This is a genomic window from Roseibium aquae (assembly GCF_008711285.1).
Classification (GTDB): Bacteria; Pseudomonadota; Alphaproteobacteria; order Rhizobiales; family Stappiaceae; genus Roseibium; species Roseibium aquae.
In genome coordinates, this window is sequence record NZ_VXDC01000002.1 from 59,649 (window position 1) to 74,273 (window position 14,625).

14 protein-coding genes are annotated in these 14,625 nt (G+C 60.3%); 6 read left to right on the forward strand and 8 right to left on the reverse strand.

The window, feature by feature from the left end:
• Nucleotides 1-5 precede the first annotated feature (5 nt).
• Genes hemW through rph form a run of 3 tightly spaced genes read right to left on the reverse strand, consistent with a single transcriptional unit; the run spans nucleotide 6 to nucleotide 2,543 of the window.
• A complete protein-coding gene (gene hemW / locus F0184_RS03915; RefSeq protein ID WP_150494773.1) occupies nucleotides 6-1,175 on the reverse strand; it encodes a radical SAM family heme chaperone HemW in 1,170 nt (389 codons plus the stop codon).
• A complete protein-coding gene (gene rdgB / locus F0184_RS03920) occupies nucleotides 1,175-1,813 on the reverse strand; it encodes an RdgB/HAM1 family non-canonical purine NTP pyrophosphatase (protein WP_150494775.1) in 639 nt (212 codons plus the stop codon). The genes hemW and rdgB overlap by 1 nt, the downstream gene beginning before the upstream one ends.
• A 16-nt stretch (nucleotides 1,814-1,829) precedes the next feature.
• Entirely contained in the window at nucleotides 1,830-2,543 is a 714-nt protein-coding gene (gene rph, locus F0184_RS03925) for a ribonuclease PH (protein WP_150494777.1), read from the reverse strand.
• 175 nt (nucleotides 2,544-2,718) lie between these two features.
• On the opposite strand from rph, the gene hrcA reads away from it, so the two are divergent.
• Together hrcA and F0184_RS03935 are read left to right on the forward strand one after the other, a co-directional pair.
• Nucleotides 2,719-3,765, forward strand: coding sequence for a heat-inducible transcriptional repressor HrcA (gene hrcA, locus F0184_RS03930; protein ID WP_244298967.1), 1,047 nt, complete (start codon nucleotides 2,719-2,721; stop codon nucleotides 3,763-3,765).
• 35 nt (nucleotides 3,766-3,800) lie between these two features.
• A complete protein-coding gene (locus F0184_RS03935) occupies nucleotides 3,801-4,604 on the forward strand; it encodes a HesA/MoeB/ThiF family protein (RefSeq protein WP_150494781.1) in 804 nt (267 codons plus the stop codon).
• Between the two features lie 60 nt (nucleotides 4,605-4,664).
• Here F0184_RS03935 and secB read toward each other — a convergent pair whose 3' ends face one another.
• Nucleotides 4,665-5,168: a protein-export chaperone SecB gene (secB, locus tag F0184_RS03940; protein ID WP_150494783.1), complete on the reverse strand. Its 504-nt coding sequence runs from the start codon at nucleotides 5,166-5,168 to the stop codon at nucleotides 4,665-4,667.
• A 447-nt stretch (nucleotides 5,169-5,615) separates the two neighbouring features.
• Between secB and F0184_RS03945 the strand changes: the two genes are divergently transcribed.
• From F0184_RS03945 to F0184_RS03960, 4 genes are all read left to right on the forward strand, one after another.
• Nucleotides 5,616-6,962 carry an ActS/PrrB/RegB family redox-sensitive histidine kinase gene (locus tag F0184_RS03945; RefSeq protein ID WP_150494785.1) on the forward strand — a complete coding sequence of 449 codons (1,347 nt, stop codon included), beginning with the start codon at nucleotides 5,616-5,618 and terminating at the stop codon, nucleotides 6,960-6,962.
• 79 nt (nucleotides 6,963-7,041) lie between these two features.
• The gene (locus F0184_RS03950; protein WP_150494787.1) at nucleotides 7,042-7,599 is read left to right on the forward strand and encodes an ActR/PrrA/RegA family redox response regulator transcription factor; all 558 of its coding nucleotides are present in this window, start codon (nucleotides 7,042-7,044) and stop codon (nucleotides 7,597-7,599) included.
• Nucleotides 7,600-7,711: 112 nt separating this feature from the next.
• Nucleotides 7,712-9,511 (forward strand): VHL beta domain-containing protein, encoded by a 1,800-nt coding sequence (locus tag F0184_RS03955; RefSeq protein WP_150494789.1) that lies wholly within the window; start codon nucleotides 7,712-7,714, stop codon nucleotides 9,509-9,511.
• 453 nt (nucleotides 9,512-9,964) lie between these two features.
• A complete protein-coding gene (locus F0184_RS03960) occupies nucleotides 9,965-11,656 on the forward strand; it encodes a methyl-accepting chemotaxis protein (protein ID WP_150494791.1) in 1,692 nt (563 codons plus the stop codon).
• A gap of 76 nt (nucleotides 11,657-11,732) precedes the next feature.
• Here the strand turns inward: F0184_RS03960 and coaA are convergent, their stop codons facing one another.
• From coaA to hisA, 4 genes are read right to left on the reverse strand one after another with little or no spacing between them, the layout of a single operon-like run.
• Nucleotides 11,733-12,698, reverse strand: coding sequence for a type I pantothenate kinase (gene coaA, locus F0184_RS03965; RefSeq protein WP_150494793.1), 966 nt, complete (start codon nucleotides 12,696-12,698; stop codon nucleotides 11,733-11,735).
• Between the two features lie 38 nt (nucleotides 12,699-12,736).
• Nucleotides 12,737-13,060 (reverse strand): phosphoribosyl-ATP diphosphatase, encoded by a 324-nt coding sequence (locus tag F0184_RS03970; RefSeq protein WP_150494795.1) that lies wholly within the window; start codon nucleotides 13,058-13,060, stop codon nucleotides 12,737-12,739.
• Nucleotides 13,061-13,096: 36 nt separating this feature from the next.
• A complete protein-coding gene (gene hisF, locus F0184_RS03975; protein WP_150494797.1) occupies nucleotides 13,097-13,876 on the reverse strand; it encodes an imidazole glycerol phosphate synthase subunit HisF in 780 nt (259 codons plus the stop codon).
• Nucleotides 13,873-14,616: a 1-(5-phosphoribosyl)-5-[(5-phosphoribosylamino)methylideneamino]imidazole-4-carboxamide isomerase gene (hisA, locus tag F0184_RS03980; protein WP_150494799.1), complete on the reverse strand. Its 744-nt coding sequence runs from the start codon at nucleotides 14,614-14,616 to the stop codon at nucleotides 13,873-13,875. Before hisA ends, hisF begins: the two co-directional genes overlap by 4 nt.
• Nucleotides 14,617-14,625: the final 9 nt, after the last annotated feature.

Below are 14,625 nucleotides of genomic sequence, written 5' to 3' on the forward strand. Positions count from 1 at the left end.
CGGGTTCAGGCTGCAAGATCCGCAACCACCGCATCCAGCACCATCATTCCGTCCCGTGTGACCCGAACCCGGTTTTCCCCGAGTTTCTCGATCATGCCGTGCTCTATCAGAGCCGAAATGCGGCGCGGGTCGACTTTTCTGTGAGCCAGGCTTTCGAACCGGTTCAAGTCGATACCCTCCGACAATCGAAGGCCCATCAAGAGATATTCATCGCCTTGCTCTTCCTCCAGCAAGCCCTGGTCCTCAATCTTGCCGTGACCATGCCGTTCGACGTTCTCAAGCCAGTTCTCAGGGTTCGGCTCGATGGAGGTTGCCCGTTTGGTCGCCCCAACCGTGAGGCGCCCATGGGCTCCTGGCCCGACGCCGACATAGTCCCCATAGCGCCAATAGACCAGATTGTGCTGGCATTCCGCCCCGGGCAGCGCATGGTTCGACACCTCGTAGGCGCGCATGCCGCGCGCTTCGGTCACTTCCTGCGTCAGGGTGTAGAACTCAGCCCCTAGGTCCGGGTCCGGCACTGTCAGTTTGCCCGCCTTGTAGAGCGTGTAGAACGGCGTGCCTTCCTCGATGGTCAGCTGGTAAAGCGAGAGGTGATCGGCCGCCAGATCAAGAGCCTGGTCAAGCTCGCTGCGCCAAGCGTCCAGAGTCTGGTGCGGCCGCGCGTAAATCAGGTCGAATGACAGGCGCGGAAAAGTCGCCCGTGCGGTTTCAATTGCCTGCAGCGCTGCCTTTACGTCGTGCAACCGGCCCAGAAGGCGCAAGTCGCGGTCATCGAGCGATTGCACCCCGAGCGACACACGGTTGACGCCGGCTGCCCGGTAGCCCTTGAACCGCTCGGCCTCGACGCTGGAAGGGTTGGCCTCAAGTGAAATTTCCGCCGTCCCATCCACGCTCCAGAAACCGGAAATCGCCGTCAGGATGCGCTCGACGGTGCGAGGCTGCATCAATGACGGAGTGCCGCCACCCAGAAAGATCGAATTGACCGTCCGGCCTTTCGTCAAATCGGCGAAATGGGCGAGTTCGCGCTCAAAGGCGGCGGCATATCGATCCTGATCCACCGGCTGGTGGCGGACATGGGAATTGAAGTCGCAATAGGGACATTTGGCCGCGCAGAACGGCCAGTGAACATAGATCCCGAAACCACCTTCCGGATTGCCAGGAACCGGGTTCCCCATCATGCCTCCAGACAGGCTTTGACAAGTTTCTGGAACGCTCGGGCCCGATGGGACAATGCCGGTTTGGTGCTGGACCAACCGTGTTTTTCCTGGGAGCTCATCTGCCCGAAGGTGCGCGTATGTCCGTCCGGACGGAACATCGGATCATAGCCGAAGCCCTGCTCACCGAGAGGAGGCCAGACCAGATCGCCCTTCACCTCGCCGCGGAAAAACTCCGTATGCCCGTCCGGCCAGCACAGGCACAACACGGCCACGAAGGAGGCCCGTCGGCCAGCAGGGTCGGCCCCGGCCATTTGCTGCACTTTTTCTTCGACATTGCGCATCGCCATGGCGAAGTCCTTGTCCGGACCCGCCCAGCGCGCGGAATAAATGCCGGGATCGCCCGCCAGCGCGTCGACGCAAAACCCGCTGTCATCCGCCAGGGCCGGCAAACCGGATGCCCGCGCGGCAGCAACCGCCTTCAACTCGGCATTCGCCTCGAATGTGGTCCCCGTTTCCTCCGGTTCGGGAAGATCGAGCTCGCTTGCCGAGACGACGTCAAACCCGTAGGGCTCCAGGAGTTCCAGGATCTCCCGCACCTTCCCCGCGTTGTGACTGGCGACAACGAGGCGCCCCGGCTCAAGCTTGCGATGGCTCATCATGTGTCCCGGCAGATTAAAGGATGGACATTTTCTGAAGATCGACCAGTTTGGCGATGCCGGATTTTGCCAGCGCCATCATCTGGGAAAACTCTTCTTCAGAGAAGGGAACGCCTTCTGCGGTTCCTTGAATTTCCACGATTCCTCCCGCCCCCGTCAAAACGAAATTGGCGTCGGTCTCGGCAGTGCTGTCTTCGGCGTAGTCAAGATCGAGCACGGGCGTGCCCTCGACTATGCCGCAAGAGACGGCGGCAATATGATCCTTGAGAACAGGCTTGGTCACCATGTCACGCGCCCGCATCCATTCAATGCAGTCGCGCAGCGCAACCCAGGCACCGGTGATGGCCGCGGTTCGCGTTCCCCCATCGGCTTGAAGGACATCGCAGTCCACCGAGATCTGAACCTCGCCGAGGGCCTCCAGATCGACAACCGCCCGCAGCGATCGCCCGATCAAACGCTGGATTTCCTGTGTCCGGCCGGATTGCTTTCCAGCGCTCGCCTCGCGCCGCATGCGTTCTCCGGTTGCGCGCGGCAACATGCCGTATTCTGCGGTTACCCAGCCACGCTGCTGGCCACGAAGCCAGGGCGGGACACGCTCCTCAAGGCTGGCTGTACACATGACATGCGTATCCCCGAACTTGACGAGACAGGACCCTTCTGCGTGTTTGGACACGCTGCGTTCGAGGGTGACGGCACGAAGTTCGTTGGCGGCTCGTTTTGAAGGACGCATGTTGGCTTCCTGTTCATAGATCCAATCGCCACGGCAAGTGGAGGCGCGGCATTTCATGCGCCTTGTAGACCTGCAAAGCCCGCAAGGTAAAGCGCCGCTTGCGCTCCGTGGCGATTTTGTACCTATATCTTTTGAGCAGTTGTTGGTGACGCCTGTGCCAGGGAGTTCTACGCCGGTGAACCTCATTGATCTCGACAAAAGATCCCGGGAAATTTTTCGCTCAATTGTCGAAACCTATCTGGAGACCGGAGATCCGGTCGGCTCGCGCAATGTGTCGCGCAGCCTTGGAATGGCGCTTTCACCCGCCTCCGTCAGAAACGTAATGGCTGATCTGGAGCATATGGGACTGCTGGAGTCTCCGCATACCAGTGCCGGGCGGCTGCCGACCGAAACAGGCCTGCGGTTCTTCATCGACGCGCTGCTGGAAGTCGGTGACCTGACCCAGGACGAACGGCGGCAGATCGAGGTTCAGGTCCGCGCCTCCCGCAACGCCAATTCTGTCGAACAAGTTCTGACCGAGGCCAGCCAGATGCTGTCCGGCCTGTCGGCCGGTGCCGGTGTCGTCCTGACCCACAAGTCCGATATCCGGTTAAAGCATATCGAATTTGTCCGGATCGAACCGCTGAAGGCCCTGACCATCCTCGTCGGTGAGGACGGGTCGGTCGAAAACCGGATCATCAATCTTCCCCCCGGCCTGCCGTCTTCCGCCCTGGTCGAAGCCGGAAACTATCTCAACTCCCACATTCGCGGACGCACCCTGAGCGAAGTCCAGTCCGAGCTGGAGAAAGCCAAAGCCGCCAATGAAGCGGAACTCGACCAACTCAGCCGCAAGGTTGTGGATGCCGGCCTTGCCGTTTGGGGTGGCGATGCAAAGGACCCGGGCACACTCATCGTTCGCGGCCGCTCGAACCTGCTCGCCAACCTGGGTGCGGCCGAAGATCTGGAACGGATCCGGCTTCTTTTTGACGATCTTGAAAACAAGCGCGAACTGATCCAACTCCTAGGCCTTGCGGAAAGCGGGGACGGGGTGCGCATCTTCATCGGATCGGAAAACAATCTGTTTTCGCTGTCGGGCTCTTCGCTGGTTGTTTCCCCCTACCGGGACAAGGACCAGCGGATTGTCGGCGTTCTCGGCGTCATCGGACCGACACGCCTCAACTACGCGCGGGTGATCCCGATGGTCGATTACACGGCCCGGCTGGTCAGCAAAATCCTGGGCTGAACGGCCCTGTCATCGAAAACGAAAAAGAAGAGTTCATGCTTTCTACCGCCGAACTGGAACGTTATGCCCGCCATATTGTCCTGCCCGAAATTGGCGGTCCCGGACAGCAGAAGCTGAAGGCCTCGAAAGTTCTGGTGATCGGCGCGGGCGGCCTTGGCGCCCCGGTCCTGCAGTATCTCGCCGCCGCCGGGGTCGGCACGATCGGCATCGTGGACGATGACACGGTCTCGCTGTCCAACCTGCAGAGACAGGTCATCCACACCACGGATCAATTGGGCGAACCGAAAGTGGCAAGCGCTGCGGAGGCCATCGCCCGGCTCAATCCGAATGTACGGGTCGTGCCGCATCCCGTGCGGCTAAAGGGGCACAACGTGATGTCCCTGGTGTCGGACTATGATCTGGTCGCGGACGGATCCGACAATTTCTCCACCCGCTATCTGGTGTCAGATGCCTGTTTTTTTGCAAGAAAGCCGCTGGTGACAGCGGCGGTTGGCCGGTTCGATGGCTCGCTGACCACGCTTCGCCCGTTTGAAACGAATGCCGACGGCCAGCCCAATCCGACCTACCGGTGCCTGTTTCCGGAACGGCCAAGGGAGGGTGTTGTGCCGACATGCGCGGAAGCGGGCGTCTTGGGCGCGCTCACCGGCGTTGTCGGCGCCATGCAAGCCATGGAAGTCATCAAGGAGGTGGCGGGGTTTGGAGACGGTCTCGTCGGCAGGCTGGCGCTGTTCGATGCCAAGAGTTTCCGGATCGAAACCATTCGCTACAAACAGTCGGCGAATAACCCGCTCAACGGACATGTCCGGAAAAGCTGGGAAGAGATCCTGGAGATGAGCTGACGGGAAAGGCCGCCCGGCGTGGATCCGGGCGGCCTTTTTCTACATTGCCGCGAACCCGGTTCAGTTCGGCTTGTTTTCCGCGGCCTGGCGGGCGGCTGCCTGCTGGGCCATGTTCTGACGGTAAAGCTGCGCGAAATCGATCGGGTCGAGCAAGAGCGGCGGGAAGCCGCCATTGCGTGTGGCGTCCGCCAGAATGTTGCGCGCAAAGGGGAACAGCATCCGCGGACACTCGATCATGATGAACGGATGCATGTGCTCATCCGGAACACCGGAAACCTTGAAGAGACCGGCATAGACCAGTTCCACGTTGAACATCACCAGATCCGGCCGCTCGGCTTTCGCGGTCAAGGTGATCATGACCTCGAACTGCCCTTCACCCAGTTGGGACGCACCGACATTGACGTTGATATCGAGCTTCGGTTGCTCTCCTTGTTGCAGGGAGCGCGGTGCATTCGGGTTTTCGAACGACAGGTCCTTGATGTACTGGCCAAGGATCTGCATGCCCGGAGATGCTGCGGCGTTCTCCGTTTGCGGCTGTGCGCCGCTGTCATTCGTGTCGGTCATCGTTTCCTAATCCGTTTCGCGGCACTTGTCAGAAGCGGAAGGATCCCCCTGGACCCGGCCCTCCGGCTGGCGGCCCGCGGGCACCGCAACAGCTCTTGATGGGCTGGCTACCACCTGCAACCGGCCCATACAAGGGTCTAGGGAAATGACCCCAGATATGGCCGGCGCGCATCCGGGCGTATCTGCTTGGCCACGAACGATCCTGCCGGGGAAAACCCTTTGGTTTCTCTTGTGTTTCCAGCAAGCCAAGCAGGCAAATCCGCGCCACGGGACAGGAATGGCCAAAACCGCGCCGAACAGGGGCGGTCCCCTGTGTGCCGGGGAAGAGCACACATCAAAGCCGCCATACCCGGCCGCTTCTTGCCGCCTGGGCCGGACCTTTTGTCCATATCACTGGCGCGCGGCCCGGTCTTGCCAGCCTCTCGAAATCGCCCCACAAAGGACCCTATGCTCGGTACCGACACTCCCACCATGATCTTGCCGAACCGTCGGCTCAAACTGGACACCTTGGTACGGTTGCGATGGCTCGCCGTTGCCGGTCAGTCCGTGACCCTTCTGGTGGTTCACCTGGGGCTCGGGTACCCGTTCCCCGTCGGCCTTGCCTTCGCGTTGGTCGCGCTTTCAGCGTGGCTGAACATCTTCTTGAAAATCCATGCCCCTTCCACCTTGCGGATCTCGGAAAGCGCTGCGACCTGGCAGCTTTCCTACGACATCCTGCAAATGAGCGGACTTCTGTTTCTGACCGGCGGACTGGGCAATCCCTTTGCGTTTCTGCTCCTGGCCCCGGTGATGGTTTCGGCCACGGCACTTTCGGCGCGAAAGACTGCTGTTCTCGGGTTTCTGGCCTGTGTGTGCGCCAGCTTTCTGGCCATGTGGCACTTGCCGCTTCCCTGGCCAAGTGATCTCGATTTCAAGCTGCCCCCGGTCTACTCGGTCGGGGTTTGGATCGCGCTTGTCTCGTCGCTGGGTTTCATGGCGGCCTATGCCTTCCGGGTGGCCGAGGAAGCACGGCAGTTGGCCGATGCCCTTGCGGCAACCGAACTGGTGCTGGCGCGGGAACAGCATTTGAACGCGCTGGACGGTCTTGCGACCGCCGCCGCGCATGAATTGGGAACCCCGCTGGCCACCATTTATCTCGCGGCCAAGGAGCTTGGCGACGAGTTCCAACCGGACGATGCCCGTGCCGAGGACGTCGCCCTGATCCGCTCGCAGGCTGAGCGGTGCCGCCAGATCTTGAAACAACTGACCTCTCTGTCGAGCGATCAGGATCGCACCTACCAGCGCATGCCCATGACCCAACTGATCGAAGAGGTGATCGCCCCCCACAGGGGCTTCGGTGTCGAGATCTCGGTCAAGGCAGCTGGGCAGGGCCCGGAACCAATCGGATCCCGAAATGCAGCCATTCGCTATGGCCTTGGAAATCTCGTCGAAAACGCCATCGACTTTGCCAGGACGGCTGTCGAGGTCCAGGCTGTTTGGGACGACACGAGTGTCGCGCTGACCATTACGGACGACGGACCGGGATTTTCACCCGACGTCCTGGCCAAGATCGGCGATCCCTATGTCTCTGAACGCGGCGCCAAATCGGGCCGGAAAGACTCTGGCGGCGGCCTCGGTCTGGGCTTTTTCATAGCCAAGACCCTGCTCGAGCGTACCGGGGCCAAGATTTTCCTGCAGAATCAGTCGCCGCCGGCACGCGGCGCGCAGATTCGCGTCAGCTGGCCGCGTGATGTCATTGAAACCGCAAGCAAGATAGACGAACGCAGGGTTTCGGCCCATATAGACCATGTATAGCGGGACGCGCGGTGCATGCGCGATCTAAACCGGCAGGGCCCCCAGCCCGTATAAGAACGACATGAACGGACAAAGCCTGATGACCGATCCGAAGCCAATGCAGACTGAAGGCGAGGAAAAGCGCCTCCTCATCGTCGACGATGACAAACCGTTTCAGCAGCGGCTTGCAAGGTCGATGGAAAAGCGTGGCTTCACGGTGGAGACGGCCGACAGCGTTCGTGAAGCAACCGCAAAGCTGAATGTGGTGGCCCCTTCCTACGCAATCGTCGACATGCGCCTTGAAGACGGAAACGGGCTGGATGTGATTGAAAAAATCCGTCAGATCCAACCAAACTGCCGGGCCGTCGTCCTGACCGGCTATGGGAACATCGCGACAGCCGTGACGGCCGTGAAACTCGGCGCGATCGATTATCTGGCCAAACCGGCCGATCCAGACGACATCATCGCCGCGCTGGCGCGCGCGCCGGAAGACAAGGCACCGCCGCCGGAAAATCCCATGTCCGCTGATCGGGTCCGATGGGAACACATTCAGCGGGTCTACGAGCTTTGCGACCGCAACGTATCGGAGACCGCCAGACGGTTGAACATGCACCGGCGGACACTTCAGCGCATACTGGCCAAAAGGGCGCCGCGGTAAACGGCATCCGCCTCTTGCCCTTTTCCCGGCGATTTGCCTATTTAGCGCAAACGGAACGGAATGGCGGGATTGTCTTTCCGGCCCTCGGGAAAGATAATTTTGGAGGCACGGAATGGGGCGGAAAAGGAGTGGCCTTTTGGCGACCGGTCCAACCGGACGACAGGCATTGGCGCCCCTGCTGCTTGGAGGCCTTCTCGCGGCCACGCCGGGGCTCGCCCAGACACCGCCCGAAACTCTCAGGATCAATGTTGAACCGCCGTCTCCTGGCATCCGATCGATCCTGATCGACAAGCGCTTCCGCCCGATCATCAACCGGGATTCCGAAGGTGTCATCATCGATACCATCGGGAACAACGGGACCCTTCCCCCGTGCGAAGTCGAACTGGAGGTCACCCTGGAAAACAGCCGGGTCCTGCATCGCGGCGCCAATTTGTGTACCGGTGGAACTCTTGTTGTCGATGTCGAAACGGATGGCAAACCGGGCCGTGCGCGGGTCGTCGGGGGATCGACCGGAATCCAGCCGGGGCCTGTCGGCGGTCAGGCGGACCCGCCAACAAGCACGCGATCCCCAGCGGCAAGCGAGCCCGCGCAGGATGGGCTTGACCCGCTTTCTCCGGCTGGCGGGCTCGAACCACTTGACAGCGCCGAGATCCCGCAAACGTCCGTGGACGCGGGAGCACCGGAAACATCTGCGCCGCCGGAAAGGGATCTGAGCGCCATCGTTCAGGATTCGCTGGCCCGGCAGGGAGCACCAGCCGGCAATACAGGCGCCATCACCATTGGTCCATCGGACGACCGGGTCTGGAGCGCTGAAACGGGCAACGGGCCCGGAACGATCTCCACGCTGATCCATACGGTACCAGGGACCGAGGATGCCGACTTTCGCGCAAGCTGCAGCACGCAGGCCGGCCAGGCGGTGGTCCGGCTGGTCCAAACGCACCCGGGGATTCAAGAAGGCGTCGGCCACCCTGTGCGCCTGAGCGCCGGAGACTTCAATCAGACCTACACGGCCATGCCGTCATCCGCGAACAACCGGTTCGGTCTCTCCTTTCCCGAACTCACCCTTGATCTGGCAGATCCGCTCTGGCAGGCCCTGATCCGACACAATGAACTGACGGTCGCAATACAGGGGATGACGCCTTATGCGGTATCATTGAGCGGCAGCGCTTCACCGGTCCGGCTCTTTGTCGCCGGGTGTTCGGCGCCGCAACAGATCATTGGCGAAACAGATTTTTCGGACGGGGAATTCGGCGTCGCATCGATTGGAACCGGCGACGTCCCTTGCTCTGAAGCAGGACGGATCCGGTCCATGGACGGCGTCCGGCCAGGGCAAATTGTGTTCCGCAACTCAAGTCCGATGCCCATTGACGTCAACTGGATCGACTATAATGGCGGCGAGCGCGCCTATGCGCGTCTTCAGCCCGGACAGATCCTCGAGCAACAGACCTTCGTTTCCCACGCCTGGATGGTGCGCGGAACCAGCGGCCAGTGCCAGGGTATCTATGTCAGCAGCACACCCTACCGCGAAGTCGTGATAACCGGGATAACCGGTTCGCCGCAAGGCGGCGGGACCGGCCTCGGCCAGCCTTTGGAGCCGCTTGCACCATTTCCGTCGGGTCCCGTTCCGCCCGCCGATATCGGGACGGCAGCGCCAATCCTTCAGACCGGCCCGGGGAGCGGTCAGGTCGCCGACTATCTCTGCACGGCCGGTATTGACCTGAACGTGGTGTTTTCGGCCGACGGCCAGACAGCAACGGTGGCAGAAATGGGCTACCGGGCGATCCTGCTGAACCGTCAGCCCGCGGCCTCTGGCTTTCATTTCGAAGCGCAAGGACATGTTTTGCGGGGCCAGATCAACAATGCGACATGGGCCAGACCGGGTTTGAGAGACGTCTTTTGCTCAAGACGCTAGGTCATCTCCTGACAAGATTGAACAGCTTCGCGGTCAATCGAAGCAGTCCATGATGCTCCAACAGCACAAAAGTGCGAGCAATTCTTTCCGGCCAGATTGGAGCGTACCATTTCAATCCGACCGCAAATTGCCCTCGCTGCGGCGATCTGACACGCCATCGTCCCGACCGGGCGTTGATCGATCCTGGACACGGGAAGTTTAAAGATCCAACCTTGTCCTTTGTGACGGATCCCGACCTCTTTTGAAGGGCTTCCGTAGGAGACACTGATATCTGGCGAATTTAGACGAAAGGATTGATCTTTCAAGCCATGCAACCTCAGATATAAAAACATCTGCTCATTTCTTCGGTGAATTTGCTTCTTTTTTGCCAATACTGCGAAAGCCCGGTTCGTTTAACTCTTTTGTTAAACATTGGGCGCAAACAGTTCGCTGAAGTTACGACGAGGCTCAGTCATGTTCAGCTTTTCCAGATGGCCCCTAGCCTGGAAGATCAGTCTTCCGGTGCTCACCGTTCTCACGTTCACCGTCGCACTGTGCGTCCTCAGTCTGAATGCGCTTCACGAAGCAATGATGCACGAGCGCATTGCCAAGATCGAAGACATTTCCGACAGCGCGGTGAGCATCGCCGCATATTTTCACGAGCTCGAAAAGTCCGGCGAGTTGACGGCTGAAGAAGCCCAGGAAGGGGCGAAGGCTTCGATTGCCGCGATACGGTTCGAAGGCAACAACTACATCTATGTCTATGATGCCGAGGGCGTCGCCCTAGTGCATCCAAACCCGGCCCTCGTGGGGACCAGTCTCCGCAATTTCAGCGACGAGAACGGTGTCATGATCGTTCAAGAGCTTCTCCGGCACGCGCGTGGCGACGGCGGATCGGTTGCCTACGATTGGCCGAAGACGCCGGGGGCTGAGCCGGAACGGAAAATCGGTTGGGGTGCCGGGTTCTCACCCTGGGACTGGATGATTGGCACTGGCGTTTATGTCGACGATATTGAAACAGCCTATTGGCGAGAGGCCTTTTTGGTGCTGTCAGTTGCCATTGGCGGCGCAATTATGGCTCTCGGCGTTGCAGGTTTTGCCCTGCACAGCACCATAAGACCTCTACAGTCCTTGACCGCCAACATGAACAGCCTGGCCAAAGGGGAGAATGACATCATCATCGAAGGCGCCAACAGGGGCGACGAAATCGGCCAGATGGCGGCCGCGATGGAAGTGTTCCTGGACAACGAAAAAGCGCGTCAGGCTTTGGAACTGGAACAACAGCAAGCGCAGGAAGCCGCCGCGCAGCGGGGCTCGGAAATCCAGCGCCTCAGTGCCGACTTCGACGCTCAGATCATGGAGATGATGAGCATCATCGAAGGGTCCGTTCAAGACCTGCAAGCCGCGTCGGCCAGAATGACCGACGGTGCGGAACACACCAACGCCGAGGGCAGCAAGGTGGCGACGGCCTCATCGCAGGCCGCCAGCAACGTGGAAACCGTGGCCGCGGCAGCCGAAGAGCTTTCCGCCTCGGTCAACGAAATCCGCCGCCAGGTGCAATCCTCGAGTGAAATCGCCGCCAAGGCCGCCGCGGAAGCCAGCTCGACCAATGAACGGATGAATGGCCTGTCCGATGCGGCAAGCCGGATCGGCGAGGTGGTGACGCTCATCCAGGCCATTGCCGCACAAACCAACCTGCTGGCGCTCAATGCCACCATCGAAGCGGCCCGTGCCGGCGAAGCCGGAAAAGGCTTTGCCGTCGTCGCCGCGGAGGTGAAGGAACTGGCCACGCAGACATCCAAGGCCACGGAAGAAATTTCCAGTCAGATCTCGGCGATCCAGGGTGAGACGGAACTTGCGGTGACCGCGATCTCCTCCGTCACCGCGATCATCGACCAGATCAACGAGATCGCCGGATCGATCTCCAATTCCGTGGAAGAGCAGGGTGTGGCGACACAGGAGATTGCCACGAACGCCACGGATGCCTCCCGCAGCACGACTGAAGTCACGACCAGCATCAAGAATGTGTCCGAGGCGGCCGAAACGACCCGAGAAACAGCCCTGACCGTCGACGAGGCCGCCCGCAGGCTAGAGGCAAACGCCGGAACCTTACGTTCCCAAGTGGCCGGTTTCCTACAAAGTGTGCGGGACCGTTCGGCCGCCTGACACCGGCCATATCCTTGTCAAACACAAAAGAACGGCCGCCTGAACCGCGGCCGTTTCCGTATGCGTTGATCGGAAATCAGACCTTTCGCAGCGCGACCTTGGAAATGCGGTGGCTGGCATTTTTCGTCAGAATCAGATCGGCCCGCGGCCGGGTGGGGAGAATATTCTCCCGGAGATTTTCCAGATTGATATCCCGCCAGATCCGCAATGCCGTGTCCTGCGCCTCTGCATCCGTGATCCGGGAATACTTGTGAAAATAGGAACTGGGATCCCGGAACGCGGTTTCGCGCAAGCGCATGAAACGTTCAACATACCAGTCCTCAAGAAGGGCTTCGTCGGCATCGATATAGATCGAAAAATCGAAAAAATCGGAGACGAAGGGAACTGCCCGTCCATCCTTCGGTAGCTCGCGGGTCTGAAGAACATTCAGACCCTCAACAATCAAGATATCGGGCTTGTCGACGGTGACCGTGTGTCCGGGCATCACGTCATAATAGAAATGGGAATAGACGGGTGCGCGCACATGCCGGCGCCCGGCTTTGATGTCAGACAAGAATTTGAGAAGCCGGGGGCGGTCAAAACTCTCGGGAAACCCCTTTTTCTGCATCAAACCTTCCGCTTCAAGAACGGCATTCGGATACAGAAATCCATCGGTCGTGATCAAATCGACTTTGGGGCTGGCGGGCCACCGGGCGAGCAGCGCGCGCAGGACACGGGAGGTCGTCGACTTGCCGACGGACACGGACCCGGCCACCCCGATGATGAACGGGATCTTTCCGTCCCTGGTCCCGAGGAATTTCTGGGTCGCCACATGCAGACCGAAGGTCGATTCAGCATAGTAGGCCAGAAGCCGGGAGAGCGGCAGGTAGATCTTCTCGACCTGCTCGATCGACATGGGATCGTTCAGACCCTGAAGCTGGGCGACCTCCGAACCGGTCAGCGTCATGGGCGTGTCGGCGCGCAACCCTGCCCACTGCTTCTCGTCGAACACCAGATACGGGGAAAGATCCATATCAGTGTTGATGGTGACTTTCTGATCCATGTCCAGCGCCATTCCTGCCGCGCGATACAGAGTACAGCCTACTCAGAGGGGCGCGCGGCCTTTTCTTCAAGTCCGGTTTGCCCCGTACGTCGCTCAAGCTCGGCCATCACATCCGCCAGGGAAACGCCCGCTGTCTTGAGAACGACCAGCAGATGGTACAAGACGTCGGCAGCCTCGCCGGTGAGCTCTTCCCGGTCCCCTTGAACGGCGGCGATGGCCGCCTCGACCGCTTCTTCCCCCAATTTCTGGGCGCATTTGGCAACGCCCTTGCCCATCAGCTTGCGGGTGTAGGACTTTTCGTCGTTGCTTTCCGCCCGCGCGGCGATAATGGCGTCGAGATCGGCCAGTGTGAATTGCGTCATTGGTCTAACTGACCCCAGTTTGTCTTTTGGCACCCTTCAGACATCAAGCCGCATCGGAATACCCGCTGCCACCATATGCTCTTTGGCCTGATGAATGGTGTATTCGCCGAAGTGAAAGATGGAAGCCGCCAGAACGGCGGTCGCGTGGCCGTCACGAATTCCTTCCACCATATGATCCAGCGTGCCGACGCCGCCAGAGGCGATCACCGGCACCGGCACGGCGTCCGCGATGGCCCGGGTGAGGGCGATGTTGTAGCCTGCTTTGGTCCCATCTCGGTCCATGGAGGTCACCAGCAGTTCACCGGCGCCGAGCGCGACCACTTTGCGGGCGAAATCAACCGCATCAATCCCGGTTGGCGTCCGGCCGCCATGGGTAAAGATTTCAAATCTTTCCGGTTCACCCGGCCCGTTCACCTGTTTGGCGTCAATCGACACGACAATGCACTGCGCGCCAAACTTTTCCGAGGCCTCGCGAACGAAATCCGGGTTCTTGACGGCGGCTGTGTTGATCGAGACCTTGTCGGCCCCAGCCAGAAGCAGCTTGCGGATATCGTCCACACTGCGCACGCCGCCGCCGACGGTCACCGGCATGAAAGAGGCCTCGGCCGTGCGCCGGACAACATCATAGATCGTATCCCGGCCTTCATGGCTGGCGGTGATATCGAGGAAGCACAGTTCGTCCGCCCCGGCCGCATCATAGGCCTTGGCCGCTTCGACCGGGTCCCCGGCATCAACGAGGTCGACGAAATTGACGCCTTTGACGACACGGCCGTTCATGACGTCGAGGCAGGGAATGACACGGGCTTTCAGCGTCATGACGCCACCTGCCGGGCTGCATTGATCAAATCCATCGCCTCTTTCGGGTCGAGGCGGCCGTCATACAGCGCGCGGCCGGAAATGGCGCCCTCGAGGATCGCACAGTCGGGCTCCAGAAGCCGCTTGATGTCGTCGATAGAAGCAAGACCACCAGACGCAATCACCGGAATGGAAACGGCCCGCGCCAATTCCAGCGTTGAGGGAATGTTCAAACCCTTCAGAATGCCGTCCCGGTCAATGTCTGTGTAAATGATGGCCGAAACGCCGGCGTCCTCAAACCGTTTTGCAAGATCAATCGCGGTGAGCTCAGACGTTTCCGCCCAGCCTTCCACGGCGACCTTGCCGCCCTTGGCATCAATGCCCACGGCAATCTTGCCCGGGAACGCCTTGCAGGCTTGCTTGACCAACTCAGGATCCCGGACAGCCACAGTGCCCAAGATCACACGGGCAATCCCCTTGTCGATCCAGGTCTGGATGTGATCCAGCGTCCGGATGCCGCCGCCGAGCTGAACCGGGTTCCCCGTCGCATCCAGGATCGCCTCGACCGCGGACCCATTGACGCTTTCGCCGGCGAAGGCTCCGTTCAGATCAACCACATGCAACCATTCGAAGCCCTGGGTCTCAAAAGCCCTTGCCTGGGCGCCGGGATCGTCGTTGAACACGGTCGCCTGATCCATGTCGCCGAGCTTCAAACGCACGCATTGGCCGTCTTTCAGATCGATGGCGGGAAAAAGTATCATTTTCGTCTC

Excerpts from the sequence above, each read along its gene's own strand:
- hemW (WP_150494773.1), bottom strand. The coding sequence starts at position 1,175 with ATGGGGAACCCGGTTCCTGGCAATCCGGAAGGTGGTTTCGGGATCTAT.
- rdgB (WP_150494775.1), bottom strand. The coding sequence starts at position 1,813 with ATGAGCCATCGCAAGCTTGAGCCGGGGCGCCTCGTTGTCGCCAGTCAC.
- rph (WP_150494777.1), bottom strand. The coding sequence starts at position 2,543 with ATGCGTCCTTCAAAACGAGCCGCCAACGAACTTCGTGCCGTCACCCTC.
- F0184_RS03935 (WP_150494781.1), top strand. The coding sequence starts at position 3,801 with ATGCTTTCTACCGCCGAACTGGAACGTTATGCCCGCCATATTGTCCTG.
- secB (WP_150494783.1), bottom strand. The coding sequence starts at position 5,168 with ATGACCGACACGAATGACAGCGGCGCACAGCCGCAAACGGAGAACGCC.
- F0184_RS03945 (WP_150494785.1), top strand. The coding sequence starts at position 5,616 with ATGCTCGGTACCGACACTCCCACCATGATCTTGCCGAACCGTCGGCTC.
- F0184_RS03950 (WP_150494787.1), top strand. The coding sequence starts at position 7,042 with ATGACCGATCCGAAGCCAATGCAGACTGAAGGCGAGGAAAAGCGCCTC.
- F0184_RS03955 (WP_150494789.1), top strand. The coding sequence starts at position 7,712 with ATGGGGCGGAAAAGGAGTGGCCTTTTGGCGACCGGTCCAACCGGACGA.
- F0184_RS03960 (WP_150494791.1), top strand. The coding sequence starts at position 9,965 with ATGTTCAGCTTTTCCAGATGGCCCCTAGCCTGGAAGATCAGTCTTCCG.
- coaA (WP_150494793.1), bottom strand. The coding sequence starts at position 12,698 with ATGGATCAGAAAGTCACCATCAACACTGATATGGATCTTTCCCCGTAT.
- F0184_RS03970 (WP_150494795.1), bottom strand. The coding sequence starts at position 13,060 with ATGACGCAATTCACACTGGCCGATCTCGACGCCATTATCGCCGCGCGG.
- hisF (WP_150494797.1), bottom strand. The coding sequence starts at position 13,876 with ATGACGCTGAAAGCCCGTGTCATTCCCTGCCTCGACGTCATGAACGGC.
- hisA (WP_150494799.1), bottom strand. The coding sequence starts at position 14,616 with ATGATACTTTTTCCCGCCATCGATCTGAAAGACGGCCAATGCGTGCGT.